We start from the raw sequence: 23,947 nt of genomic DNA on the forward strand, positions 1-23,947 counted from the left end.
ACAGCTGCTGGGCCAGCTGGTGCATGGGGGTGGTGGGCGGTGATTCCTGCTCCCCGACACCCCGAGGGCAGCCCTCCGAGCGCGGAGCCGGGCGGGTTGGCGCGGCGGGCCTGGGCGTCCGTAGACGATGAGTATCGGCATGTGGCCCTGGCGGTGGAGGGCACCGAATACGTGTTCTCGGCTGGGGCGCGGGATGTCGGTACCTCGGTGCGGCTCCTACGTCGCCTGGCCGCCGCGGCGCACTTCGCGGCGGGGGCGTTGGAGCAGTGTCACCGGGAGCTTCAGGCCCAGCGGGAGGCCCTGGAACAGGCCCAGGCCTGCCTGCCCCGCTGCGGCCTGTGCACCCACCCCACCACCGGAACCGGGTCCACCTGCACCTGGTGCGGACACCCCCAACCCCCAGCCCACCCCTGATCCCCAACAACCACCCCGACACCCCCGGGAGGAACGTGTGCCCGGTCCAGCACCACGCCCCCCCCGGGGGCTTCCCGCCACCGACGGAGTCTCCGGCGGCTGTGCGTGTCGGCCGCGGATCTGCTGGATGGGAAACCTGAGAGCGGGATCCCAGGCTCGCTGGTTTACACATACGTGGAGAGAAAGCGTTCCTGGATGGCAGAGGAATCACAGTCAGGGCTGCTGGCTCTCAGCTGTTGGGGCCTGTTTCGGCGAAGTGGAGTAGTGGCACGTCGTAGAGGCTGGAGTTTGGGGTGCGGTGCATGGTCGGGGATGTGGTCTCGATGAGTAGCATCTCGGTGAGGAATTGGACGCGCGCGGCCAGGAGATGGCTGGTGTGACCAGCGGCGCTGTGCTCCTTGAGTCCGACGGCGACGTGGATGTGTGGGGAGATGGACCCGGTGGTCTCGGCGTAGGCTAGGGTGCCGCCACCGAGGACTTCGACATTGCTGAGCTGGACCTTGGACCAGACCGGTGCGTCAGGGTCAGTGAGCTTCTCGCAGGTGCCAACAATGTCGACGTGGGAGAAGCCGGCGATGAACATGGGAATGTAGCCCTGCCGGATGTCATTGGCGTGACAGAACGCGTGTAACGAGGAGAAGAAGTCCTCGCCGTGCTCGAAGACGAGACCGAAGGTTCGCCCTTGGGTAAGTTCGTGGCTGCGCACGGTTCCTCCGCTTCGTCAGTTATGGGGTGGATGCGGGATGGGTGTAGCCGCCCGCGGCGGCGAAGGCTTCGGTGATCTCCGAGTGGTCGTGGCCGGTGGCCAGCAGAGTCCACAACAAGACGCGGGCTTTGAGTGGGTCCAGGAACCCGGCGCGAATCCATCCGCGGTGCAACAGGTCCTGTTCGGAGCCGGGGAAGGCGTAGGTGGTGGCGAGGCCTGATCCGGCCCCCGCACGGGAGGCCAGAATGGCGGGCACGCGCCCTGCGAGATCGTCGAGCATGGGCAGCAGGCGTTGGGGAACATGGCCGACCCCGAACGCGGCGATCACGACTCCATCGCTGCGTTCAGCAAGGCCATCCAGCAGCACACCGTCATCGCCAAGACACATAGTCACCAGGGCGACGCGGGGATGTGTGACCGGCGCCGTGCGTTGGAGCGCGTATCGGTGGGTGGGTTGGTTATGCACGCGAGGAATGCCTTCGACGAGGTAGCCGAGGGGGCCGCCGTTGGGCGATTGGAACGCCGATCCGCTGGTGGTGTGGGTCTTGCGGACTCGGCTGGCCGCATGGATCTCGTCGGCGAGGACGACGAGTGCTCCCAGCTGCCGAGCCGAGGGGTGGGCGGCGGTTTGGATGGCGGCGAGAAGGTTGGCGGGGCCATCGGCTCCGGCGAGGGTGGGGTTGCGCATGGCGCCGGTAATCACGATGGGCTGCGGGGCGGTGTTTAGCACGTCGAGGAGGTAGCTGGTCTCTTCGATAGTGTCGGTTCCCTGGGTGACCACGATTCCGTCCACAGTGCCGGAGGCCAGGCGCTTGTTGATGTGCGCGGCCAGCGCGGTGATGTCGGTGAGGTCCAGGGAAGCGCCGGGCATGCGCCGGTAGTCCTCGACATCGATGTCGATCCCGGTCTCGCTGAGCCCCGGTACTGCCTGTAGGAGCTGGGATGCCGATAGCGCGGGGACCACACCCCCGGCGCCCGTTTCGGCCATGGCGATCGTTCCGCCAAGCCCGTAGACCACCACACGCGGTCGGTCCTCGCAGGTGGGCATAGGGCTCTCCCTTCTCTGATGCTGATTCTGTGGGGCAGCCTACTGCCTGGGGGCCTGGAGGCTGCCGATGAAACGGCAGGCACGGTCGACGCCCTCGGTGGACAACAGACGACTGGACGGTTGGGTCAAGCCGGCGAAACCGTATGCGCCTAGCTGGGCGCACCGGTGGCCCAGCCATGTCCAGTCCAGGTCGAGGTAGTCGGCGAGTGCTTGGAGGCGTAACGCCGGCGTGGCTGCGCCGATCACGGAGCTGGCATGGGTGTCGCCCGTGACGTCGGTGTACTCGCGTACCGTCGGGATGCTGTCGGTGGCGTCCACGTGCCAGATGCCGTCCGCCCCGAGCCACGTGGCGATGATCGCCTGGCGTCCGGGATCGAGAACGAATCCTTCCACTGTGCTATAGGCAGGATCGGGGGAGAGGTGGACCTGGATGGCGAAGGATTCCATCAGTGCGGCGGCGAGCAATACGAGGATCCTGGCTGTCCGTGGCGTGGCACGGACCACCGATTCGGGTACGCAGAAGGAGCGCGTGGCTCCGGAAGGGTACCGGGCCGAGAGAGCTTGGAGGTAGTGGTACTTGTGAGCGAACAGGAGCCAAGTGCTGGCTTCTTCACCGGTGCGCTCGCGGGTCCAGAAGGTCGGTGTGGAGGTGAGGTGTTCGCACTGCCGGAGGATGTAGCGGGCACAGAAATCCGAGCCGATCCACAGCCTGGAGGTCTCGCTGAGTCCTGCGGCCATGTCGCGGCCGACAGCGGAACGGCGAAGGTCGGCGAAGTTTCCTAGTTCCTGTCGTTGTGCGGTGAGCAGCGCATCGTCGAACAGGAGCGCAGTGTCGAGTGAGCTGAGCGCCCACAGCAACCCCAGGGATAGATCGTCCAGAACGTAGGCGTCCGGGATGCGCAGCCGGTCGCTTTCGAGCGCTCGTGGCCCGCGGCGAACCTTGCGCGTATCCACGGCTACCACCTGCTGTTCGGCTTCATTGAGTCCGATTATGAGGTGGCTGCGGTGGGATGTCGGTGTTTCGGGCGCCGAAAGCCAGACATGATCACCTTCGCGGGAGGCACGGGAGATTCCCGCTTCGACGATGGCGCCGCCCATAAAGGTGCCGGGAAGTGCTTCAAGGGTGGTTTGGTGCCCCACGGTGACGTTTCCTCGCCAGATCCACAGCGGATTGGCGGGCAGGGTGGATTCGGGGTGTGGGCTCGTGTCCGGTGCCAGCGCTGCGGGGTGCTGGGGCTTCAGCAGCTCACGTGCACGCCGAAGGACGCCTCCAGTATTCAGAACGTCGTCGAGTTGGGCGGCCAGCCCGTCGGGGCAGTCCCGCTCGGCGGTCTCGATCTTGGCGATCATGCTTGCGCTGGTCCAAACCTGGCGTCCGAGTTCCGCTTGAGTCAGTCCGCGAGCCAAGCGCCAATGGCGCAGTTCCGCTCCGAACCAATCGCTCGGGGAACGACCTGGCCGTAGCGCCTTTAGGGGGTGTGGCATCGGAGACCTCCGATAAAGACTGAAGTGGACAGTGACGGTTGTCCAGTTCAGCATCTCGACTCTACGGCGTGTGCGCCATCACTCTGGAACTCTCAGTGAAACATGGGCCATAGCAGTAGGGATTGCCGGTCTCGGGAGCGCTGGGAGGTCAACGGTCTTGTCGCATGTGATGAGCTCCGTCGCAGCAGTCTCCGGAGCCGGAACTGCCCACGCTGGTCACCAGCGGAAACTCTCGTGGTCTCGGCACAGATCAAGGAGTGCAGCAGATGAGAATGCCAACCACCGCCCAGAATGACGAGTTTCAGCAGGTCATGGACACCGAAGATGGGGGCGATCAGTCCGATCCATTCGGTCTGGACATCACGTTCATCGAGAACACTCCCGCATCCGAGTCGGTGCTCATGTGCAGTACGGGTGACAACTGCGGAAGTTCCTGCCCGAGCGCGTGCACCACGTCGTAGGTCCAGTGCCGTTGGCGGAGTGACGCTGTGGTTGCCAGGTGGGCCGTAGGTCGGCCCGTGACGCGCAACGAACGGAGGGCAGACTAGTGGCACGTTCCCGCAGGCGCCTGTACCGAGGGATCGGTGCGGGGATGCTGCGCGCGGCGGCGAACCGTGGTGGACCGGACATGCCGCCGTGGCCAGGAGCCAAGGCACCGCTGGAGCACTGGCGCGGATGGCTAGTCACAGTATGGGCTGACGATACCTTTCGTCGGGCAGTCTCCGCTGCCAGTCCGAACTTGGAGCACCGAGTCCAGTCGATCATCGATGGTCACTCGCCCAAGCCACGGCGGGTACGGCGGGCAGCACTGGCCATCGCCCGGTACGCGGTCAGGTACACGTGCCGATCTACCCCGTTTGGCTGGTTCGCCGGCGTCGCGCCGATCACGTTCGGTGGCTCGACCAGGGTAGGAGTCGGCAACCGCCATCGGGTCATAACTCGAGCGGACCCCCAAGCTCTGGACGCGGCGATCAGCTCTTGGGAAACCGACAGTGAGCGAATGGTCGACTTCGATGTTTGCGTCAACAACCTGGTGCAGCGACGCGCAGGACGCCTATATGTCCCCTCCGAAGGGCCTTCGGAGTTCTCCCTGGTGGCAACACCGGAGATTGAGCTGGTGATGGAGGCGGCCCGGTCACCGATGCCCTTCACCGTCCTCCGCGGCAAGCTCGCCGTCGAGTTTCCGGATACACCCGAACACCATTGGAATGCACTGCTCACACAGTTGTTGCGGATACGGCTGTTGCAGTCATCCTTGCGTGCACCCGCCACCGTTGCCGATCCGGTGACCCAGCTCCCCTCTGCTCTGCGCGAGCACATGAAAGGTTACAGGTCAGCGGTAGACCTACGGCTGGAGGCGACAGTGCGTCTCCCGGCGTCGGTCGTCACGGAGGCTGAGACCGCCGCGACTGCCCTGACTCGGCTCGTCAGATATCCCGGAGGAACTCCGGCATGGCAGCGTTACACCGAGAGATTCGCCGAGCACTACGGCGACGGCGCTGAGGTGCCTGTGGAGCAGGTGATCGACCCGAAACAGGGATTGGGCCTCCCCGAAGGCTTCGCAGGAGTCGCTGAACCGCCTCGGCCGATGACCCTGCGGGACCGTTTGTTGCTGGAACTCGCCGCCACTGCGGCTCTAGAAGGCCGCACCGCGGTAGTGCTGTCCGAGTCGACGATCGAACGGTTGGAGGCCGCAGCCGGGAGGCCCGCACTTACTGCACCGCACCTGGAACTGTGCGCCCAGCTCCAGGCCCTGTCGAAACCGGCCCTGGACGCAGGGGCTTTTCGTCTTCGGGTTTCCACCGTCTCTCGTGGGGTGGGGTCGATGACGGGCCGGTTCTGGCACCTGTTCGACGATCCGGGCGTGAGGTGCACGGATCTGTCCACGGTCGAGCCCGGGGCGGAGTTGGCCCAGCTCTCCTTCCATCCCGCTCGTACCTCAGGCGATCTGCTGACCCGGACACCGCAGGTGCTGCCCCGGATCGTTAGCGTCGGTGAGTTCCGGACCCGCACGCCAGAGATACTCTTCCCTAGTGACTTGGCCGTAGGGCTGAACGAGGGTCGGTTGTATCTCACCGAGACAGCGACCGGAACGCGGCTGGAGTTGCTCGCACCCACCGCGATCAACTTTCAGTGGAACAACTACACCCCTCCCCTGGTCCGGTTCTTAGCCGAACTCAGCCGGGCTGCAACACCGCAGGTGACGTGGTTCGATTGGGGAGCCGCATGGGCGCTGCCGTTCACACCAGCGCTGCACTATCGTCGATCCATCTTGACGCCGGCCCGCTGGAAACTCCATGCGCGGGAATTGCCTGGACACGCCGCGACATCACAGGAATGGACTGATGGCCTGCACGACTGGATGAGGCGGCTCAATGTTCCCGACCAGCTGCTGCTCGCCCAGGACGACCAGCAACTTCCCCTTGACCTGCGTCACGAAATGCACCGGGAGCTGCTGCGTTCCCACCTTGCCACAGCCCCCAACAGTGTCGCGGTTCTAGTGGAATCACCATCGTGTGACGCCGATGGATGGATCGATGGGCGTGCCCACAGCCTCGTCTTCCCGCTGGGAGCACGCTCATGACCACACTGCCCCTGCCGCGCCTCCAGGACCTGGCCGTAGGATCACTGGGACTCGCGCTAGCGCACGTTGAGCGTGGTGATTTCGACGCGGTGCGCCATGCTCTAACGCATGCGGTTGCCGGCGGGGTTAGTTCCGGAAGCAACGCATCGCTGTTTCACGGCGCCCCGGCGCTAGAGTTCGTCCTCAACTGTGCAGGAGCAGATCGCAGTGATGTGCGCGAGGCCGTAGATCGCGTCGTGGTGGCTCGGCTCGCCACAGCACGCCAGCGTCAGAAGTCAGGTGCGCTGGCATCCGTGGCGGAATTCGATCTCATCGAGGGCCTCGCCGGGCTGGGGGCGCTGCTTCTGACCCGGGGGACCCCATCACCGATCCTGGAGGACGTGCTGGCCTACCTGGTCTCCCTGGCACAGCCAATCCACAGCGTTGGTCAGAAGCTACCAGGCTGGTGGACCTCCGCCGGCCCTTCCGGTACGGAACTCGATGGCGGTCACGGCAACAACGGTATCGCCCACGGCATCAGCGGCCCCCTCGCCGTGCTGTCCCTCGCCGTACGGCATGGTGTCCAGGTGCCGGGACACCACGAGGCCATCGCGTTGTTCGCCAGCTGGCTCGACACCTACGGCGGGGACTACTGGACCACCCGTAAGCAGCTGAAGGCAAGTCAACCGCGCACGCTGACACCGTCGCGCCCATCCTGGTGCTACGGCCGAGCCGGCATCGCCCGCGCCCAACAGCTGGCCGCGTTAGCCCTCGACGATCCGGCCCGGCGATATGCCGCAGAGGAAGCCCTCTTGCAGACCTTGACCGACCCGGCCTGGCTGGGCCGGATCAACGACGCCACTCTGTGTCACGGATGGGCCGGACTGCTCTGCGTCACCCGAACCGTCACCAATGACAGTCCGACCCCGGATCGCTTCGCCACGCTGTCCGCAGATCTGCACCAGCGTCTGATCGCCGACATAGACGACTTGCCCGAATCCGGATTCCTGGAAGGCCGCCTCGGAGCCCAACTTGCCGCCGAGGGCACCGACACCACCGGATGGACTCGCCTACTACTGATCACTTGACCAGGATCACCACGCGCCGTGAGGGCCACAACCAAGGAGCGTGCCGAGCCCATGAATTCCGACGACGAGGATCTTCCTACCACCACCGAGACCTACTGGCGGCACGCTGGTGTGACTTTCGCAGCCGCCCCCGGAAAGTCCGCGCAAGCAGCCCGAACACTCGCCGCCGCACTGGGCGAGCAGAGATTCCATTTCCTGCGTAAGGGCACCGGGATACGGCTGCGCACCGAACACTGCGCTGCCGCCCTCCTGGACCGTCTCGTATTCGACCAGCTGGCCACGGGCTGGGTGCGCGGCATCTACGAACCGGAAACCGAAGCCTTCGGCGGCAGCGACGGTATGGCCGTCGCGCACACACTGTTCTGCGCGGACAGTCCAGCTGCCCTGGCCCAAACCGGCACCCCAGATACAAAGGAACGCTGCATCCTGCTGATGTCTACCATGTTCCGACACGCCGGCCTGGACCCCTTCGAGGTCGGCGACGTGTGGGCGAAGTTGGGCGCACTGCGTCCAGGCCTCACCCCAGACAGCGGCACGGAACGTGACCGCGCGGTCGCGGCCATGCGGAAGCTGATGCACACCGATGCTGCGCGGCGGCCGGAGGCCGAACCGGGTTGGACCGCACGCGTCGCCGCGTTCGCCAAGGCCGGACACCACCTGAAATTCCTGGCCACATCTGGACGGCTGACACGAGGCCTACGGGCGGTTCTCGCCCATCACGCCGTTTTTGCCTTCAACCGCGCTGGAGTATCACCCGTTCACCAGGCCGCCACAGCCTGGCTTGGCCGTCACGCCGCCTTCACCGTAGGAGGCGTCACTGACGTGTCCACCCACCCGATCACCCACCCAACGCCTAATGTGTCCCGAGGGGCAGATATGACGCCTACCACCGATCCCGCCGAGCTGAACGAAGCACTCGTGAACCGTCTCATCGGCAGTGGACACCTGCGCAGCCCCGAGATCGTCGCGGCTGTCCGGGCCACCCCACGCCACCGCTTCCTGCCCGGTGTCAATCCTCAGACTGCGTACACCGAGGATGCTGTCGCCATCAAGCACGAGGAGAGCGGGGACATGATCTCCTGCATCTCTGCCCCGTCCATCGTCGCCACCCAATTGGAACAACTTGGCGCAGAGCCCGGTCACCGGATCCTCGAAGCGGGAGCCGCCACCGGCTACAACGCCGCGCTCCTTGGCCATCTCGCTGCGCCAACAGGCCACGTGTGGACTCTGGACGTAGACACCGACCTCGTCGACGGTGCCCGCAAGAACCTCGCTGATATCGGTGTTTCCAATGTGACTGTTGTGCAGTCCGACGGTGCAGCCGGACTGACGGACCATGCCCCCTACGACCGCATCCACTTCACTGTGGGCGCCGGTGACGTTCCCACACCGATCCTCGACCAGCTCGCCCCGCACGGGCGCCTCGTTCTGCCCATGCGGATCCGTGGCAGCATCTCCCGCAGTTTCGCTTTCGAACGCGACGGTGATACCTGGACGACGGTTTCATGCGAAATGGCGACGTTCATCCCACTGCGGCGTGGCGTATGCGGCGACATCTACACCCTTGTTGAGATGGAAGGCCAGGGCAATGTGCGCCTGGAGACCTTCAGCGAGCAGGACGTGGACCGCGACGCGATTTGCACCGTGCTCGACCAGCCCCCGACCAAGGTCTACTCCGGAGTGAGATTCCGCCAAGGGGACCCTTGGGAATGGCTCTACCTCTACCTGGCCGCAGTCCTACCCAACGGCCTCTCCCGCATGCCCGGATCCCGGCCGGGATTCACCCCACACTTTGCCTGGGGTTCTATGGCCGCACTCCAGGGAGAAAGCCTGGCCTACCTAACCGTGCGTGAGGGAGAAGATGATCAAGGCAGATTCTGGGAAATCGGTGCCATCGGCCACGGGCCACGCGCCACCGACCTCGCTGAGCATGTCGCCCACGAGATCGCGGAGTGGGACCGAGGCTGGGGTAACACCGCCCCTGTCCCCTCCTTCCGCATGGCCACTGGCACGACACGCAACCGACTGACGGCCACCGAGCCCCGGTTCATCGTCGACAAGCCAAACAGTCGTCTAGTCATCGACTGGCCGCGCCGCAGGTGAGCTGATGCTTCCCCGAATTTCCGCCCACATCCCACTGGTGTGCCGACCCAAGGCTCCCGCACTACCGTTGGCAGAACGCCTGACCCACCTCACGGGACAGGTCGATGACTCCGCCAGCGCGAGTCACCATAACCCCGTGGCGCGTGCCAGCGGAGTCCTCAACTACGCCGCGCTGATCGCCTCCGACGTCGGGATGCCCGACCTGGCTGCCGATCTATGTTGGAGGCAACACCGGGTCTTCGCCGAGGCCGGCCGTCTCACCGGGGACATCGCAGTGATGGCGCTCATGCCTTTGCTCAACGTTTCCCGTCTGCTCACCCGGGGCGGTGACAGCGACGGCGCCTACGACGTTCTTACCCAGCTCTACCGTGCCGCCCAACAGCGCAGCACGACCGACATTCGCGGCCACACGGTCGATCTCTCGATTCTCACCACCAGCGAATCCGACCACTACCGGGTCTGCCAGGAACTCTGGGGCGCCGTCCTCGTCGACGGTGCCCGGGCACTGGCCCGCAGTGGGCGCTGGAGCCATGCCGCTGATGCCTTGACCGTGTACCGCGGCGTGGGGCATCGTCTCCTGGACGGTCGTCAGATCTACATCATGTCGCTGCTGGAACGTGGCCTCCATGACCAGGCCCGCGCCGCCACCGAGGCCACAGCCTCCACCGACTCTTGGGAAAATGCCATCGCAGCTCTTTTGCGGGCAAGCTGTCACTCACAGGCCGAATCCGTACGCTCAGACGAGCTCGACGATGTTCTACGGGAGTCGGTCGCGGTGCTGTCCTTCCCAGATCCCGCGACCGCACTATTTCAGGCCCGCGTCGGCCTTGCCGCTCTCGACCTAATCTGTGACCACAACGGCCCTCAGTCGATCCGACTCTACGATGCTCTCCACGACGCGGCACTTCTCGACGCCTACGCTGCCCGCGACGTCCGGAACCACCCCAGGGCGGAGCGGTATCTGGACGACGAACAGAAACAGCACCTCGACGTCGTGCTCCGCACAGCGGGGCTCGGCGCTGGCACACTGCCACACCCCCACATGAACACCCTCACTGTCGCCGTAGAAGAAGCCGAAGTTCAGCTCCACAGACTTCTGTCGTGATGACCCTGCCCCCGGTCAGGGCCTGTGTCGAATGTGGGGGGGAAGCCCGTGGTGCGCATCGAGATCCTGGGTCGGCTGCTGGAGCTGAACCACGAGCGCTACGCCGCCGAGGTTGCGGCCGGGTTGCGCGAGTCCAAGAAGGGCAGCCGGAAGAAGCAGCCCGGCCTGCCCCGGCCGAGTGGGACACCCTGTTCTGAGGCTTCCACCCGGGTGGGCAAACCACCCCGCCGGGGTCTGGCTATAGCTCCTGGGTGCGCACGGCGTTGAGGAAGGCGGTCCACTCGGCGTGGGGCACGGTGAGCTGGCCGAGCGCCTGGCCCTGGATGAGGGCGAGGATGTGGTGCGAACGCAGTACCTGATCCGCATGGATGGCCAACCTGTCTCAGCATCCCTGTCGTGGGAGCCGGCACGGATTACTGCCGGAACTGACGTCGAGGATCCACATGAGGGACCGTTGGCAAACACGGGCATTGTTCCGCGTATGGACGCGATCGGTTACCGCGTTACGGACGTGCGTGAAGATGTGGAAGGGCGCATGCCCCATGCTGAGGAGCGGGAGCGCCTCGACATAGCGGCGGGGGTCCCCCTGATCGAAATCCAACAAACCTTCTACTCCGGGGATACTCCGGTACAGGCAGCTGATATCACGATTCCGGCTGATCGCTATCGTCTGTCGTTTCGGATGCCGGTAGAATGACGCAGCGGCAGGATCCGATCTCCCCCCATTCTGGGACCAGAACCTCACCAGTCCCACCACAGTCCGGGCATTGTGGGTCAGGGGCATGCTTCATACGTCCACGGTAGCGCTGTCAAGCTCTCCCGGGCACACATACATACGTGAATCCGGGAGAGCAGCCTGTGGGGTCCGCGGTGCGGCGTGACGGCAGCTGTGCATGCTCGGCAGGGGTGAGTGCTACCCCAGCGGATCATGGCTGAGGAGGTCCGCTACGCTCGGCCCTACGACAGGGAGGAGGAACGCGCCGCGGCCCTGGCGACCTGGAACATCCATTACAACTATCATCGCCCCCACAGCGCCGCCGGCGGCCTGCCCCCGGCCTCACGCCTACACGCCGGCGTCACCAACGTCCAACCCTCATGCAACTAGCCCAGGGAGTGTCAGATCTCGCCGCGGTCCCATTGCCCCGAGGGGACTCGCCGTTCGGGGCTACAGCTCCCCGGTACGCACCGCCCCAGGAAAGCCACCCACTCCTGTCGCTGCACTCTGACCTGGCCCAGGTGCCGGTGCTGGGCATCGCGCAGGTCCACATGCTGTGGAGTTTCGCGGACCTCGACACATTCTTGGTGCGCCGCTCCGCTGTAGCTGGACGTGTGCCAGGTGGGGTGGGACATGGTGTGGTCTCCCGGGGTACGGGTGGGGGGTGGTGGGTGTGTACCCCGGGGTGTCGGTGGCTATAGCTCGTGAGTGCGTAGGGCGTGGAGGAAGGCGGCCCACTCGCTACAGGGCACGGTGAGGTGGCCCAGGTGGCGGTGCTGGGTGTCGCGCAGGTCGATGTGGTGGCTGTCGTGGCGGCACTCCAGGCAGTTCCCGCCTGAGTTTTGACTGTAGCTCGACTTAAGCCACTGCGCGTTGGAGGTCATCGTGGGTCTTTCTGATCAGGTCCAGTGAGGCGTTCGGGGACAGTGCTTCGGCTTGGAGCTGTCCGAACAGAGTTGACATCTCCTCGACATGTTCGGGTGACTCGTGTGTGGTGCCTCCAAGCGGGTGTTCGAAGTACACGACGGCCTGCGTCGGGCTGAGTGTGCTGATCCGGAAGTGGGAGCACAAGCCGGCGGTGGTCGGTGTGTGGGGCAGGACTTGGAGTCGGATGGTGTCCTGTTCGCCTAGTTGGGCGATTCGCTCCAGCTGCCCTTTCATGATCATCTCATTGCCAACTATCTGCGAAAGTACCGTCTCACGCACGACAAACAGCAACAGGGGGCGGTTGTCCTGGATGTTGGCTAGCCGTTCGGTGCGGATGCGAACGAGCTCGTTGGTTTCCTCGGTGGTCTTGCGCGTGTGGCGGGCGCGGATCATGGCCTCGGCATAGTCGGCTGTTTGTAGGATTCCGGGGACCACCATCGGTTCGTACTCGCGGATGGTCTGTGCTCGCTGTTCGATGAGGAGGGCATCGCGGAACCATTCGGGTGCCGATTGCTGGTCGGCTAGGTCCCTGCGGAGGCGTTCAAGGGCTCCACCTGTAGACAGGGCCGTGTCGAGGGCTTCCGCTTGGTGCTGTTTCGGTGCGCGTGTCCCTCGTTCGATTGCGCTCATTGTGGCCTTGGCCATCAAGGCGCTACGCCCGAGGTCGGTCTGCGTTCGCCCTGCTAGTTCGCGTAGACGCCGGACCTCTGCGCCAAAGCGTGCCCACACAGCATCCCGAGTATCACCCATGACTACAGCATTCCACAGTGATTCTCGGCCTGTCCTGGCAATCCAAAAGACTCCACAAGACAGTAGATGGCATCGCGGACTTGAACTGGGGTTGTCATTGTAGACACCCAGAAACAAACGAGCCCCGGCGAGTGTTGGTCCCACTCCCCGGGGCGTGGCCCACCTGGGAGGTGTCCAGATGGATGTGTCCATGGTAGTTGCGGTGTGGTTGGTGCGGGGGTATCGCGCGTCGGTTGGTCGGGGGTGGGTGGTGCGGCCGTATGTGTTGGCCGCGGAGTTGCGGCGGGCGGAGGCGAATGCGCGGCGGGAGTTGGCGGGGCTGGTTGGCCCGCAGCTGCTGGGTCAGCTGGTGCATGGGGGTGGTGGGCGGTGATTCCTGCTCCCCGACACCCCGAGGGCAGCCCTCCGAGTGCGGAGCCGGGCGGGTTGGCGCGGCGGGCGTGGGCCGCGGTGGATGACGAGTATCGGCATGTGGCCCTGGCGGTGGAGGGCACCGAATACGTGTTCTCGGCTGGGGCGCGGGATGTCGGTACCTCGGTGCGGCTCCTACGTCGCCTGGCCGCCGCGGCGCACTTCGCGGCGGGGGCGTTGGAGCAGTGTCACCGGGAGCTTCAGGCCCAGCGGGAGGCCCTGGAACAGGCCCAGGCCTGCCTGCCCCGCTGCGGCCTGTGCACCCACCCCACCACCGGAACCGGGTCCACCTGCACCTGGTGCGGACACCCCCAACCCCCAGCCCACCCCTGATCCCCAACAACCACCCCGACACCCCCGGGCCGAAGCTGTGTCCGATATGGCATCGCGTCCTCGGGGCTTTGGCCTGGGGGCGCGGGGCGTTGTGTCCCGGGGGTGGTGGTCGTGTTGAGGCATCAACCCTCGCGGTGAGCGGACCAGGGGAACACGTGGTGGTGTTGGGTTCGGCTTGTCGTTGACCGGACCGCGCCGCTGTATGTCAGATGTCCGAGTAGTACCTTTTAGGTATATACGCCCCCAATGTTCCGTCCGGTGGATTTCTGGTATGAACCGGAGTAGCGAGGACCAGCCGAGCGATCCCGACGGCGCACCATCACCCGGGCAAGCCAACCGCGTCACCTCGGAGCAGGCCAGCTGGTTCGTGCAGGCCCGCGATATCCACGGGTCCGTGTACGTGGGCGGCCTTAGGCCCACAGGGGCAGAACCGCCACGGCAAGTGCCCGCCGTCCCCGCGACATTCACCGGCCGCACGGCGGAGCTGGAGCAGCTGGAGCGGATTTCAGCGGCCGGGGCTGGCGAGCAGAGCGTGATCATGATGCTGGTCGGACCGGGCGGGGTGGGCAAGAGCGTCTTAGCCACCCACTTCCTGCACGCAGTCACCGAACGGTTCCCCGACGGGCAGCTGTACGCCGATCTCGGTGCGTTCGGGGTTGGTGGCGGCCGAGACCCCGCGGAGATCCTGGATGGGTTCCTGCGCTCTCTGGGAATGGCGCCGGAACAGATTCCGGTTGAGGTGGCCGACCGGGCAGCGGCGCTACGTTCGCGCACCAGCGGGCGGCGGCTGGCCATGCTGCTGGATGACGCTGCCAGCGCGGCCCAGGTACGCACACTGTTGCCCGGAACGGGAGGACACCTGGTGGTGGTGACCAGCCGCCGGCAGCTGGCCGGGCTCGTCGCCGAGGGAGCGGTCCCGGTCGAGGTGGCGCCACTGACGGAAGACGAAGCGGTAACGCTGGTCCGCAGCCTGCTGGCACCACATCGGGTCATCGACGCCGAGGCCGCACGGGCGCTGGTGCGACACTGTGGCGGGCTGCCGCTGGCCGTGTGCGCCGCCGCGAGCCGCCTGGCGATGCGTCCGGGCCAGGACCTGACCGCCATGGTGGCCGAGCTGGGCAACCAGCGGCGCCGCCTGGGGTCGCTATCCCGGGATGAGGAAGTGTCGGTGCGCGTGGTGCTGCAAACCTCCTACCACGCACTCGCGGACCCGGCCCAGCGGGCCTATCGCCATCTGGGACTGCACCCGGGAACCGGGATCGATCGAGCCGCCGCGGCCGCGCTGCTGAACACAGATCCGGAGGAGGCCGAAGCGCTGCTGGAACGGCTGGTGGAAGCCAGCCTGCTCCAGCCCGAACCCGGCCCGGAACCCACCCAGCCGCGCTGGCGCCTGCACGATCTGACCCGACTGCACGCCGCCGAGGTCGCCCACCACGACGAGAATTCCGCAGCGGTCGAGCAGGCCCGGGAGCGGCTGTTGGACTACTATCTTTCCACCGCGATGGCGGCGGACGTTGTGCTGAATCCGCACCGGTGGCGCTTGGCTCCGCTTGCCGACCCGGCCGCGTTAACCGAACGGTTCGTGGATGCCGATGCGGCCCTGTCCTGGCTGGAGGCCGAGCTGGACACGCTCCGCACCTGCGTACGCCTGGCCCACGACAGCGGACACCACCACCGGGCTTGGCAACTGTGCGACGCACTCAGCAGCCTGTTCATCCGCCGCCAGCACTATTCCGCATGGCGGGAGACTCACGCTCTGGGGCTGGCCTCCGCCGAAGCCCTCGAAGATCCCACCGCCCAGGCTCGCATGCACACCGCCCTGGGGGCCCTGGAACTCCACCTGAACCAGACCCACCAGGCCACCGAGCACTACACCCGTGCCCAGCACCTCGCCGAGGCGTGCGGCCATAAGCTCAGCCTCGCCGCCGCACTGGAAGGCCACGCCAAGACCGCCCTGCGCACTGGCCAGCCGAACACGGCGATCCCTCACCTGGACCGCATCCTGCATATCCACCAGGACCTGGGCCGGCCCCGGGGCGTGGCCCTGATGCGTCGCTACCTCGGCCAGGCCTACCGTGCTGTGGGGCAGCCGAGCACCGCCGCCACCCACCTGCGTGCCGCCCTGGACTACTTCGACTCCACCACCGAGCCCTACGCCCACCTGCGCGCCCGCACCGAACTTGCCCAGACCCTGCACACCGCCGCCGACCCCCAGGCCCACACCACCGCCCGGCAGGCCCTCGACCTCGCCGAGCGGATCGGTGCGCGCCACGAAGTCGCCCGCCTGCACGAACTCCTCGCCACCATCGCCCAGCACCACGGCCATACCACCACCGCCCACACCCACCTCACCCACGCCCACACCATCTACACCGACCTCGAATCGCCCAACGCCGACACCACCGCCCGCAAACTCGCCGAATGGGCGAACCCGCCCGAGCCGGAGTAGCCGCCCCGCCCATGCCCCGCAGCCACCGGCAGGCAGCACGCCGACAGCCACCGCAGCGGTGGCTGACATCCCCGCAGTGCCGGGCGCACCCACCAGGCGCCGTCCCGCCGCATCACCCACCAGCGACCCGGGCGGTACACGGCCGCCAGCGCGCATCCGGGATAGCGCGCCAGCAGTATTGCGGGCGTTAGCGTCCGTGCGGCACCCCAGGCCGGATCGGCGAGTGTGACGATGTCGGCCATCCCCAGCCAGGCCGCGGAGCTGGTCGCGGCGTCGGCCCAGATCTGGGTGTCCAGCCCGGCGACGCCCCCAGGTGGCGTCGCCGAGCCGTCCCTGTGCTCCCAGTGGATCAGCGCCGGGCTCACGCCGCCCACCTCCCGTCCTCGGGACTGTCGGGGGAACCCAGCACCGGCAGTGGCCGAGGCAGATCCGCGGGAGCGATCACCGCGGGCGACTGCGGCTCCTCCAGGCGCAGCATCCGGTACATGAGGCTGCGCAGCAGCGGCGCCGCGCGGCCCGGGGCTGAGGTGAGCCGGCGGGCAACGCGGTCGCCGTCCCGCGGGTCGTGCTCCAGCTGCGCGGACGCCAACTGGGGGGCCAGCTCCTCGTCGTAGCGCAGTCGGGGAAACTGCCGGGCCAGCTGGGACATCGCCGAGCGGGGGCTGACATCCCCGCGCGGGCAGGCCCCCAGTAGCACCGGCCGTGTGGCGGCTGCGGCATAGCAGGTGACACTGCCCAGATCCCCCACCACCAGATCGCTGGCCACGAGTGCGGCCTGCCACCCCCACTCCGGGGGAAGCACCATCAGGCCGTCCCGCTGTGCGGGGGCAAACCAGGCACGCACTTGCCGCCGCCCGTGCCAGAACCACGCCACCGGGTGCGGAACCACCACGACCCGGTAGCGGCCCGCGGGCAGTTCCCGCACCAGCCGCTGCGGCAGCTCCGGGTGACGTCCCAGCAGGGACCGTGGCCCCCACCGGGAGGAGACCACGACGAGGCGCTGCCCATCACCGACCCCGAGCGCGGCCCGGTAGGCGTCCCGCAGTGCCGTGCTGGCCTGGATCCGGTCGTGGCAGTGGTCTCCCACCACGTGGGTGACCTGCGCCGCCTCGGGTACTTCGCGTCGGATGAGTTCCCGCAGCCGTTCGTTGGCCACCCCGATCGCTGCGGGGACGACGCGCCCGCGGTGCACCAGCTGGTTCGGCACGGCGCCGCGAACCGGACGGGACACCGCCGGCCCGTGTCCCGGGCGCCGTGCGTCCCGGGAGCCGGGCCCCACCCCGTGGTTCAGGACCAGGGCTGGCGCCCGGAGCTGCTCCAGCCCGCCGTAGTTGGCGGCCACAGCCAGATCGAAGTGGGTCCGGGTCGCCTCGTCCCAGGGCAGGTAGGCACCGTCCAGCTCCCGCACGAACCGTGTCCCCGACCCCGCGAAATCCGAGGCTGGTGGGACCGTGAACGTGACCTCGACGTGTGGGTTGGTTTCGACGAGGGGGAGGACCTCGTCCGCGAGCCGCGTCCCCGCGGTCAGGTGATGCACCACCGCCACCACGCGACGGCGGACCGGCCAGGTCGCTCGACGCATGCCGCCAGCTCCGAGACCACGGCCCGGTTGATTCGCCACCATCTCTACACCTCCGAATTCGAGTGCGGACGGTCCCCGTGGGGGACCGGCACACTCAGCCTCGGCGGCCGTGCATGGCGCGAACCGTGCGCTGCGGTTTCACCTCACTTGCAGGTGGTGGAGCTTTCGTCCTGCCTGAATACAGCTTTGCGGGCCTCCGTGTCTGGGCTGGAGATCCCGTTTCCGGTGGAACCCCGGCGCGTTGGTTTCCCACCCGCGCCCTGTCTGCCAGTGGTCTACGCAGATGGAGAGGCCGTGTTCTGCCACAGGTGTCCTCACGAACAGTATGTTTGGGGAGTTTTTGGACATACGTGTGCCCGGGAACAAGGAACAGGAGCCCCGGCATGGGAGATGCTATGACATCAAGGCGCTCAAAGGGCAAATGCGGACCGGTAGTACATGCCGGATCCTCGTATTTTGCGTCAATGGTACAAATCGGAAATATTGGTAGCGCAGGGGTCGATTGTGGTTTTTTGGGTCAGTGGTTCAGCTTTGCTCGGATCCGATCGACGCCGGAGCTTCCGTGCTGATCCAGGAGGGAAAGAGCGCGCAGCCAGTGGATCTGAGCTTCATGCGCCGTCGAGACCTTGTTTCGGCAGTCCCCTATTCCCTCCTCGGCCTGACCTTCATGTAGTGGCGACCCCAGGTTTCGGGCAGCCTCAGCAGCGGCTGAGTAGTAATCGATTGCCTCGGCATAGCGGGCCTGTGCGTACCTGACATTGCCCAACCCCAAGGTCGCCGTGATCCATGCCCGATCGGGGAACTCCCGCGTGCCCTCAGTGGTGGTACGTGCACGCTCGTATGCCTCAACAGCTCGTCCAAAGTCTTCTCGTCGGAGATGCGTGTCCCCAGCATTGCAGTCCACATCTGCCATGCTGCGAGTTGCTCCGATCTCTTTGAACATACTCCGGGCTTCCTGGAAGTGCTCCAGGGCCGTGTCATAATTCCCGAGCTCATGATGCGCCCACCCAATGTTTCCGATGGTGAGAGCCTCGTGGTGGCGCATTCCCAGGCTATGGTACATATGAACCGTGTGCTCGGATATATCTAGGCTCCTTTGGGGTTCTCCATTGTTTAGATGGATCCCCGCGATATTGGCAATGGCCATGGTGGATTTTGCGGCGTCTCCTATTTTTGTGAATATCGAATACGCCTCTTCAAAGTAGGGTTTTGCATTGTTGTAGCTGCCCATCTCGAACCAGGCGATTCCGTAATACAACAATGCGGTTCCCACATCAGACAGATCGCCAACTTCCCGCATGATCGACAAGGCCTGGCTCTGGATACGCACCGCGTCGTTGAGTTCCCCGAGTTGCCGATGCGTGTCTCCAACCTGATTCATGGCACGAGCAGTCTCGACAGCGTCGCCAACGTCCTGAAGAACAGCGAGGGCCTGGTGTCCACATGCTTTCGCTGCACGGTGCATCCCTTGGCGCATCCAGATCCTGGCTAGGTCCAGCTGCGCCCACGCCGTACGCTTGCTCTCACCCTTCTCCTCCCACACCTGCACCGCGCGCATGTACAGCCGTGGGGTGCTGTCGACGGTCGGATCCACACTGAGGTGTTCCACCAACACGTAGGCCAGATTGGCCTCGTACTCCGCAAAGCCGTGTTCGCGGGCGATTCGGGCCGTGTGTAGGAGCCATTCCCGGTGCGTGTGGAGCCACTCCACGGCCGCCTGGGTGTTGCTGAATGGCTGGTGGTCGCCGTGGTCGGTGACCGAAGGTCGACGAGTGTGGGGATAGGCGGTGCGCACGGCAGCCTCGGCTGTCACCAGATGTTGCTCCAGCAGGCGACGTACCGCCGCGGTGCGCTCCTCCGCGTCGATATGCTCGTCTGCCTGCTGCCGTGCGAACGCCCCCAGTAGGTCATGGAACCGGTACCAGCCGCTGGACGGCTCCGCCAGCAGGCTGTGCCGCAGCAGGTCCTCCACGATCCGGTCCGCGCGAGCCGGAGCGCAGTCCAGCAGTGTCGACACCGCGAAGCTGGTGAACACGCCACCGGCCAGCAGTCCCAACATGCGAAACGCCCAGGCGTGGTCCGGGGCCAGGTCGTGCAGCGCCAGCTCGAACCGGCTGTCGAGTTCCTGGTCCCCACCCCGGATCTCTGCGATCGGAGCCGGGCTGGTGCAGACCTGCCGGTACACCTGAACGGGGCTACGGGCCGGATGTTCTCTCAGTTTGGCCGCCAGAATCCGCAGGGACAGGGGGTGCGACGAACACCACCGCACAATGTCCGCGATCGGTGCCTCATCCTCCTCCCGGTCACGCCCGGAACACTGGTGGAACAGGGCCAGCGCGTCCGGCCACTCCGGCGCGTCGAGCGTCAACGTCCGTACACCCTCCAGATCCGCGAGGTGCCGTCGGCTGGTGATCAGTACCAGGCTGTGCGGGGACTCCGGAAGCAGGTGTCGCACCTGGGCGCTGCTGGCTGCGTCGTCCAACACCAGCAGCATGCGCGCCTGCGCCGTGCGGTCCCGCCAGCGTGCCGCCAGAGCGTCCCGGGCCTGTGGGATGCGCGCCTCCGCGCCCTCGTAGGAACGCAGCAACTGATGCAGAACCTCCGCCGAGTCCCGCGGGGTCCGTTGGACACTGTCCACCCGCAGGTCCACTTGGAGCTGCGCGTCCGGGAAGGTGCTGCGCAGCTGGTGGGCGATGCGCACGGCCAGCGCGGTCTTCCCGATTCCGCTCATGCCGGTGATGTTCCAGACGCGGGGCACGGCCCCCGAGCCACGCACACTGTTCATGATCGTGTCGATCTCGGCGGCGCGCCCCACGAAGTCCGGCGTGTCCCGGTGCAGGGTGAACGGGCGGTCCGGGGGGCGGAGCGAGGCCTGCGGTTCGGTGGGGACCCGGCCGATGTCGGCGGGCACAGCCGGCCCCGCCGGTCCGCCGCTGGTGGCCGGCGTGGGGGAGCGTGGGGCGGGAACATCAGCCACGGTGGGATTCGGGGCCGGAGCCGGTTGCGGATCCGGGATGGCCGAGGCGCGCAGACTCGCGTCCTGGCGCAGGATGCGTTGGTACAGCTCGTTGATCCGGTCGCTCGGGGCGAAGCCCTGGTCGCGCAGACGACGTTGGAACTCCCGGGCCGCGTCCAGGGCCTCGTGACCGCGTCCACACCGGTGCAGCGCCGTCATCAGATGCCGGGTCACCGCCTCGTCGTTGCGGTAGCGTCCGCTGAGCTCGACCAGGTCACCGACCAGCGAGTGTTCTTCCCCGAGTTCCAGCCGCACCTCCACCAGGTCCAGCCGGGCCTGGCGGCGCGCTTCGTTCATCGACTGGCGCAACCCGTCGATTCGCGGCCCGTCCAGGCCGATCAGTGGATCCCCGGACCACAGGTCCAGCGCGGAATACAGCACGTCCCGCGCCTCCGCGAGCGCCCCGTTGTGTCGCGCCTGCCGTGCCTCGGCCACCCGGCTGCGAAACAGGTGCCAGTCCACCTGCTCCGGGGTCCCGCGCAGCATGTAGCCACCGGCGGTGCGCTGGATAATCTGCCGCCCCGCGCCGAAACCGTGGCGTTCCAGGATCTCGCGGGCGCGGCGGATCTCGGGATGCAGCGCGCCCCGCGTGCGGGTGGCCTCGCCCCAGACGTGGTCGAGGAGCTCCCCGTCGGACACCGGGCGGTTCAGGCTGTGCAGGAGGACAGCCAGAATCAGCACCCGGTTACTGTCACCGAGTGCGAACATCCCCTGGTCATCAACATGGAGCGCCACCGGTCCCAGAATCCGGAAGCTCGGCTCCACGAGACACTCCCGTAGTCATCCCGTCCGCGCTCGTTTCTGCGTCAACCATATTCGGGTTTCGCGGACACGGGAATGCATGGTTTCGGCCGAGATGGTGGCACGGCGTGGGCGGCCGTTCCCCTTGGTTCCACGGATGATCTCGGGGCTGAACTGAGGTTTTTCCGAATTCGATCTTGGCGCCGCATACATTGGCGTCGCCACGCGCACTCCATCATTTCCGGGATGCGTTATGGAATCGAGACGGGTGCGGTGGCAGCGGTCGCAGAGGCGTCGCGGCGCAGCACACATGGTCAGTGTGCTTGCAGTTGGCGTGCAGCCCACGGACAGCAGTGGCTGGCCCGAAGCGGCCAGAGACGGGCGCTTCGCGGCAGGCCACGACCGGCCTGCCGCGAAGCCGGATCAGGTGATCGACACTCCGCTGTCGATGCTGACCACCTGGCCCGTCATACAGTCCTGGCTGAGGAACAGGTCCATGCTGCGCGCCACCTCCTCGGGGGAGACGAACCGCTGGACGGGAGCCTGTTCCCGAAGCCCGGAGACAACGCGGTCCGAGAGCCCTTCGGTCATGGGAGTGTCCATGAATCCCGGGGACAGGGCGTTCACGGTGACGCCGCGCCGGCCGCACTCGGCAGCCAGGGTCCGGGTGAAGCCGATCAGCCCCGCCTTGGACGCGGAGTACGCGGTCTGCCCGGAGGTCGCGATCAGGCCCGATGGCGAGACGATATTGACCACCCGCCCCCATCGGCGCCGGAGCATGCCCGGAACCGCGATCCGGGCCGTGTGAAAGGATCCGATCAGGTTGGTTGTGATCACGCGGGACCATTCGTCCGGATCCTGCATTGCCATCAGCGCGTCCTTACGGATCGCACTGTTGTTGACCAGAACATCCACCGGCCCGAGACCATCGGTGATCTCGGAGAACAGGCTGGTCACCGCCTCGTATGAGGCGACGTCACCGGTTACGATCATCGAGTCGTTGTGCAGTTTCTCCTGAACTGCCAGGGCCTGTGCTTGCGCACTGTTGTAGTGGACGGCCACCCGGCAGCCCAATGCGTCCAGCTCGACCGCCAACGCCTGGCCGAGACCGCCGGAGGCTCCGGTCACCAGGGCAATGGGCGAGTGTGGACGGGTTTCGGCCGTTCCCCCATCACTCATGTCTGCGGACCTTTCCATTCGAACAACACCGATCCCCAGGTCATGCCGGCTCCGAACCCGGCCATGAGGACCAGGTCCCCGTCCTTGATCCGATGCTCGTCGAGCGCCTCGCCCAGAGCGATCGGGATGGATGCCGAGGCGGTATTCCCGAACCGGTCCAGATTGCTCACCAGCCGCTCCCGGGGAAGACCGGTGTGTTGCAGGATGGAGTTGATGATCCGGATATTGGCCTGGTGCGGGAGGATGTGCTGCACCTCGGAGGCGTCCACCTTCGCTGAGTTGAGGGTTTCCCGAACCGTCTGGACCGTGTAGCGAACCGCGTTGAGGTAGATCTCATTGCCCTTGATCTGCGCGTAGTGCAGTCCCGCACGCACGGTTTCCTCCGTGGGTGGCATCCGGCTGCCACCGGCGGGCACCTTGAGACTGCCCGTGCAGGAGCCGTCGGCGCCCAGGTTCCAGGCACGCACCTGCCCCGGCGCGATTTCGGGTATCAGGACGACCGCACCCGCCCCGTCGCCCACCAGGATGCTCAGGTCGCGGTCCTGGGGGTTTGTCGTGAGGCTGTGTGTGTCGGAACCAACCAGCAGGATCGGGCGGGGATCGAGGGCCATCAGTCCGAGGGCGGAGACCAGCCCGTAGATGAACCCCGCACACTCGGAGTTCACGTCGTGGGCGCTTCCGGTGATCCCCAGATCGTGGTGGACGAAGGCGGACGTGGCGGGCGAAAGCTGCTCGGGTGTGGCGGTGGCGACGATCAGGTGGGCGATGTCCGCGCCAGTCATTCCGGCTTTGTCCAGTGCTGCCCGACCAGCATCCACAGCGAGGGACGCGGTGGTCTGTCCAGGAGAGACCACACGTCGCTCCTGGATACCGCACCGGCTGACGATCCACTCCTCCTCCACACCGAACCGCTGTCCGAGTTCCTGGTTGGACACGATGTTCTCGGGAACGGCTACGCCCCACCCGGCGATACTGAATCCAGTCATCTGGGCTCTCGTCAGTTCTGGCTCGGTACGAGCTTCTGAATCCGCTCGTGCACGTTCCGTAGCGTCGTGGTGTCGTCCATGTCGGCGAAGAGCGATTCATCGACAGGAATGTCTGGGTGTTCGTTCTGGAATCCGTAGAGCCATTCCATGAGGTCAAGCGAGTCGACGTCCGCGATGTGCTGGATGGGATGGTCAGGGTGTACCTCGTCGGCGCCGGATACCTGCGCAAGTTGCTTTGCCAGTTCCTCGACGGTGGGAATGGACATGACCACCGGTCCTCTCTTGCCGAAACTTCAGGTCCCGCCTGTATGGGACAACCGTGCTCGCAAGCGAGGCGCAACACAGC

General features: G+C 66.2%; 23 protein-coding genes and 1 pseudogene. 12 read left to right on the plus strand and 12 right to left on the minus strand.

Annotation, left to right across the window (positions count from 1 at the left end; all coding sequences use genetic code 11):
• Positions 1-39 precede the first annotated feature (39 nt).
• Positions 40-414: a hypothetical protein gene (locus RIF23_RS19215; RefSeq protein WP_310914014.1), complete on the plus strand. Its 375-nt coding sequence runs from the start codon at positions 40-42 to the stop codon at positions 412-414.
• Between the two features lie 229 nt (positions 415-643).
• Here the strand turns inward: RIF23_RS19215 and RIF23_RS19220 are convergent, their stop codons facing one another.
• Genes RIF23_RS19220 through RIF23_RS19230 form a run of 3 tightly spaced genes read right to left on the minus strand, consistent with a single transcriptional unit; the run spans position 644 to position 3,707 of the window.
• On the minus strand, positions 644-1,120 hold the full coding sequence (locus RIF23_RS19220) for a PPC domain-containing DNA-binding protein (protein ID WP_310914015.1): 477 nt from the start codon (positions 1,118-1,120) through the stop codon (positions 644-646).
• Between the two features lie 19 nt (positions 1,121-1,139).
• The gene (locus tag RIF23_RS19225; RefSeq protein ID WP_310914016.1) at positions 1,140-2,168 is read right to left on the minus strand and encodes an asparaginase; all 1,029 of its coding nucleotides are present in this window, start codon (positions 2,166-2,168) and stop codon (positions 1,140-1,142) included.
• 39 nt (positions 2,169-2,207) lie between these two features.
• Complete coding sequence (locus tag RIF23_RS19230; RefSeq protein WP_310914017.1) at positions 2,208-3,707, minus strand: helix-turn-helix domain-containing protein; 1,500 nt, start codon at positions 3,705-3,707, stop codon at positions 2,208-2,210.
• 212 nt (positions 3,708-3,919) lie between these two features.
• On the opposite strand from RIF23_RS19230, the gene RIF23_RS19235 reads away from it, so the two are divergent.
• From RIF23_RS19235 to RIF23_RS19270, 8 genes and pseudogenes are all read left to right on the plus strand, one after another.
• A complete protein-coding gene (locus RIF23_RS19235) occupies positions 3,920-4,114 on the plus strand; it encodes an FxLD family lanthipeptide (protein WP_310914018.1) in 195 nt (64 codons plus the stop codon).
• 167 nt (positions 4,115-4,281) lie between these two features.
• Positions 4,282-6,237, plus strand: coding sequence for a lantibiotic dehydratase family protein (locus RIF23_RS19240; protein ID WP_310914060.1), 1,956 nt, complete (start codon positions 4,282-4,284; stop codon positions 6,235-6,237).
• Complete coding sequence (locus RIF23_RS19245) at positions 6,234-7,304, plus strand: lanthionine synthetase C family protein (RefSeq protein ID WP_310914019.1); 1,071 nt, start codon at positions 6,234-6,236, stop codon at positions 7,302-7,304. Before RIF23_RS19240 ends, RIF23_RS19245 begins: the two co-directional genes overlap by 4 nt.
• A 51-nt stretch (positions 7,305-7,355) precedes the next feature.
• Positions 7,356-9,407: a methyltransferase, FxLD system gene (gene fxlM / locus RIF23_RS19250; protein ID WP_310914020.1), complete on the plus strand. Its 2,052-nt coding sequence runs from the start codon at positions 7,356-7,358 to the stop codon at positions 9,405-9,407.
• A 4-nt stretch (positions 9,408-9,411) separates the two neighbouring features.
• A complete protein-coding gene (locus RIF23_RS19255) occupies positions 9,412-10,512 on the plus strand; it encodes a hypothetical protein (protein WP_310914021.1) in 1,101 nt (366 codons plus the stop codon).
• Between the two features lie 51 nt (positions 10,513-10,563).
• Positions 10,564-10,779 carry a hypothetical protein gene (locus RIF23_RS19260; RefSeq protein ID WP_310914022.1) on the plus strand — a complete coding sequence of 72 codons (216 nt, stop codon included), beginning with the start codon at positions 10,564-10,566 and terminating at the stop codon, positions 10,777-10,779.
• A gap of 19 nt (positions 10,780-10,798) precedes the next feature.
• Entirely contained in the window at positions 10,799-11,209 is a 411-nt protein-coding gene (locus tag RIF23_RS19265) for a UTRA domain-containing protein (RefSeq protein ID WP_310914023.1), read from the plus strand.
• Positions 11,210-11,434: 225 nt separating this feature from the next.
• Positions 11,435-11,617: pseudogene (locus RIF23_RS19270) on the plus strand (integrase core domain-containing protein); the annotation flags it as partial.
• 11 nt (positions 11,618-11,628) lie between these two features.
• Here RIF23_RS19270 and RIF23_RS19275 read toward each other — a convergent pair.
• Genes RIF23_RS19275 through RIF23_RS19285 form a run of 3 tightly spaced genes read right to left on the minus strand, consistent with a single transcriptional unit; the run spans position 11,629 to position 13,096 of the window.
• Positions 11,629-11,862, minus strand: coding sequence for a DUF397 domain-containing protein (locus RIF23_RS19275; RefSeq protein ID WP_310914024.1), 234 nt, complete (start codon positions 11,860-11,862; stop codon positions 11,629-11,631).
• Positions 11,863-11,922: 60 nt separating this feature from the next.
• On the minus strand, positions 11,923-12,111 hold the full coding sequence (locus RIF23_RS19280) for a DUF397 domain-containing protein (RefSeq protein WP_310914025.1): 189 nt from the start codon (positions 12,109-12,111) through the stop codon (positions 11,923-11,925).
• Positions 12,086-13,096 (minus strand): helix-turn-helix domain-containing protein, encoded by a 1,011-nt coding sequence (locus RIF23_RS19285; protein ID WP_310914026.1) that lies wholly within the window; start codon positions 13,094-13,096, stop codon positions 12,086-12,088. The genes RIF23_RS19280 and RIF23_RS19285 overlap by 26 nt, the downstream gene beginning before the upstream one ends.
• On the opposite strand from RIF23_RS19285, the gene RIF23_RS19290 reads away from it, so the two are divergent.
• The 3 genes from RIF23_RS19290 (at position 13,095) to RIF23_RS19300 (ending at position 16,097) form a co-directional block, all read left to right on the plus strand.
• Positions 13,095-13,277: a hypothetical protein gene (locus RIF23_RS19290; protein WP_310914027.1), complete on the plus strand. Its 183-nt coding sequence runs from the start codon at positions 13,095-13,097 to the stop codon at positions 13,275-13,277. The two genes, RIF23_RS19285 and RIF23_RS19290, sit on opposite strands and share 2 nt — an antisense overlap.
• A complete protein-coding gene (locus RIF23_RS19295) occupies positions 13,274-13,648 on the plus strand; it encodes a hypothetical protein (RefSeq protein WP_310914028.1) in 375 nt (124 codons plus the stop codon). Before RIF23_RS19290 ends, RIF23_RS19295 begins: the two co-directional genes overlap by 4 nt.
• A 271-nt stretch (positions 13,649-13,919) precedes the next feature.
• Positions 13,920-16,097, plus strand: coding sequence for an ATP-binding protein (locus tag RIF23_RS19300; RefSeq protein ID WP_310914029.1), 2,178 nt, complete (start codon positions 13,920-13,922; stop codon positions 16,095-16,097).
• Here RIF23_RS19300 and RIF23_RS19305 read toward each other — a convergent pair.
• The 6 genes from RIF23_RS19305 to RIF23_RS19330 all read right to left on the minus strand — a co-directional run bounded on the left by RIF23_RS19305 (position 16,016) and on the right by RIF23_RS19330 (position 23,867).
• Positions 16,016-16,462, minus strand: coding sequence for a hypothetical protein (locus RIF23_RS19305; protein ID WP_310914030.1), 447 nt, complete (start codon positions 16,460-16,462; stop codon positions 16,016-16,018). The two genes, RIF23_RS19300 and RIF23_RS19305, sit on opposite strands and share 82 nt — an antisense overlap.
• Positions 16,459-17,679, minus strand: coding sequence for a hypothetical protein (locus tag RIF23_RS19310; protein WP_310914031.1), 1,221 nt, complete (start codon positions 17,677-17,679; stop codon positions 16,459-16,461). The genes RIF23_RS19305 and RIF23_RS19310 overlap by 4 nt, the downstream gene beginning before the upstream one ends.
• Positions 17,680-18,196: 517 nt before the next feature.
• Positions 18,197-21,460, minus strand: a complete 3,264-nt coding sequence (locus RIF23_RS19315; RefSeq protein ID WP_310914032.1) for an AfsR/SARP family transcriptional regulator — start codon at positions 21,458-21,460, stop codon at positions 18,197-18,199.
• 399 nt (positions 21,461-21,859) lie between these two features.
• Entirely contained in the window at positions 21,860-22,615 is a 756-nt protein-coding gene (locus RIF23_RS19320) for an SDR family NAD(P)-dependent oxidoreductase (RefSeq protein WP_310914033.1), read from the minus strand.
• Positions 22,612-23,601 carry a 3-oxoacyl-ACP synthase III family protein gene (locus RIF23_RS19325; RefSeq protein WP_310914034.1) on the minus strand — a complete coding sequence of 330 codons (990 nt, stop codon included), beginning with the start codon at positions 23,599-23,601 and terminating at the stop codon, positions 22,612-22,614. The genes RIF23_RS19320 and RIF23_RS19325 overlap by 4 nt, the downstream gene beginning before the upstream one ends.
• An 11-nt stretch (positions 23,602-23,612) precedes the next feature.
• Entirely contained in the window at positions 23,613-23,867 is a 255-nt protein-coding gene (locus tag RIF23_RS19330; RefSeq protein ID WP_310914035.1) for a hypothetical protein, read from the minus strand.
• Positions 23,868-23,947: the final 80 nt, after the last annotated feature.

Origin of the sequence: Lipingzhangella rawalii (genome assembly GCF_031628175.1) — a bacterium.
GTDB classification, from domain to species: domain Bacteria; phylum Actinomycetota; class Actinomycetes; order Streptosporangiales; family Streptosporangiaceae; genus Lipingzhangella_A; species Lipingzhangella_A rawalii.

What these genes read in the sequence shown, in the direction of transcription:
- RIF23_RS19320 (WP_310914033.1), bottom strand. Translation starts at nt 22,615, where the DNA reads ATGAGTGATGGGGGAACGGCCGAAACCCGTCCACACTCGCCCATTGCC.
- RIF23_RS19225 (WP_310914016.1), bottom strand. Translation starts at nt 2,168, where the DNA reads ATGCCCACCTGCGAGGACCGACCGCGTGTGGTGGTCTACGGGCTTGGC.
- RIF23_RS19290 (WP_310914027.1), top strand. Translation starts at nt 13,095, where the DNA reads ATGGTAGTTGCGGTGTGGTTGGTGCGGGGGTATCGCGCGTCGGTTGGT.
- RIF23_RS19230 (WP_310914017.1), bottom strand. Translation starts at nt 3,707, where the DNA reads ATGCTGAACTGGACAACCGTCACTGTCCACTTCAGTCTTTATCGGAGG.
- RIF23_RS19255 (WP_310914021.1), top strand. Translation starts at nt 9,412, where the DNA reads ATGCTTCCCCGAATTTCCGCCCACATCCCACTGGTGTGCCGACCCAAG.
- RIF23_RS19300 (WP_310914029.1), top strand. Translation starts at nt 13,920, where the DNA reads ATGAACCGGAGTAGCGAGGACCAGCCGAGCGATCCCGACGGCGCACCA.
- RIF23_RS19240 (WP_310914060.1), top strand. Translation starts at nt 4,282, where the DNA reads ATGCCGCCGTGGCCAGGAGCCAAGGCACCGCTGGAGCACTGGCGCGGA.
- RIF23_RS19275 (WP_310914024.1), bottom strand. Translation starts at nt 11,862, where the DNA reads ATGTCCCACCCCACCTGGCACACGTCCAGCTACAGCGGAGCGGCGCAC.
- RIF23_RS19245 (WP_310914019.1), top strand. Translation starts at nt 6,234, where the DNA reads ATGACCACACTGCCCCTGCCGCGCCTCCAGGACCTGGCCGTAGGATCA.
- RIF23_RS19310 (WP_310914031.1), bottom strand. Translation starts at nt 17,679, where the DNA reads ATGCGTCGAGCGACCTGGCCGGTCCGCCGTCGCGTGGTGGCGGTGGTG.
- fxlM (WP_310914020.1), top strand. Translation starts at nt 7,356, where the DNA reads ATGAATTCCGACGACGAGGATCTTCCTACCACCACCGAGACCTACTGG.
- RIF23_RS19325 (WP_310914034.1), bottom strand. Translation starts at nt 23,601, where the DNA reads ATGACTGGATTCAGTATCGCCGGGTGGGGCGTAGCCGTTCCCGAGAAC.
- RIF23_RS19280 (WP_310914025.1), bottom strand. Translation starts at nt 12,111, where the DNA reads ATGACCTCCAACGCGCAGTGGCTTAAGTCGAGCTACAGTCAAAACTCA.
- RIF23_RS19235 (WP_310914018.1), top strand. Translation starts at nt 3,920, where the DNA reads ATGAGAATGCCAACCACCGCCCAGAATGACGAGTTTCAGCAGGTCATG.
- RIF23_RS19330 (WP_310914035.1), bottom strand. Translation starts at nt 23,867, where the DNA reads ATGTCCATTCCCACCGTCGAGGAACTGGCAAAGCAACTTGCGCAGGTA.
- RIF23_RS19285 (WP_310914026.1), bottom strand. Translation starts at nt 13,096, where the DNA reads ATGGACACATCCATCTGGACACCTCCCAGGTGGGCCACGCCCCGGGGA.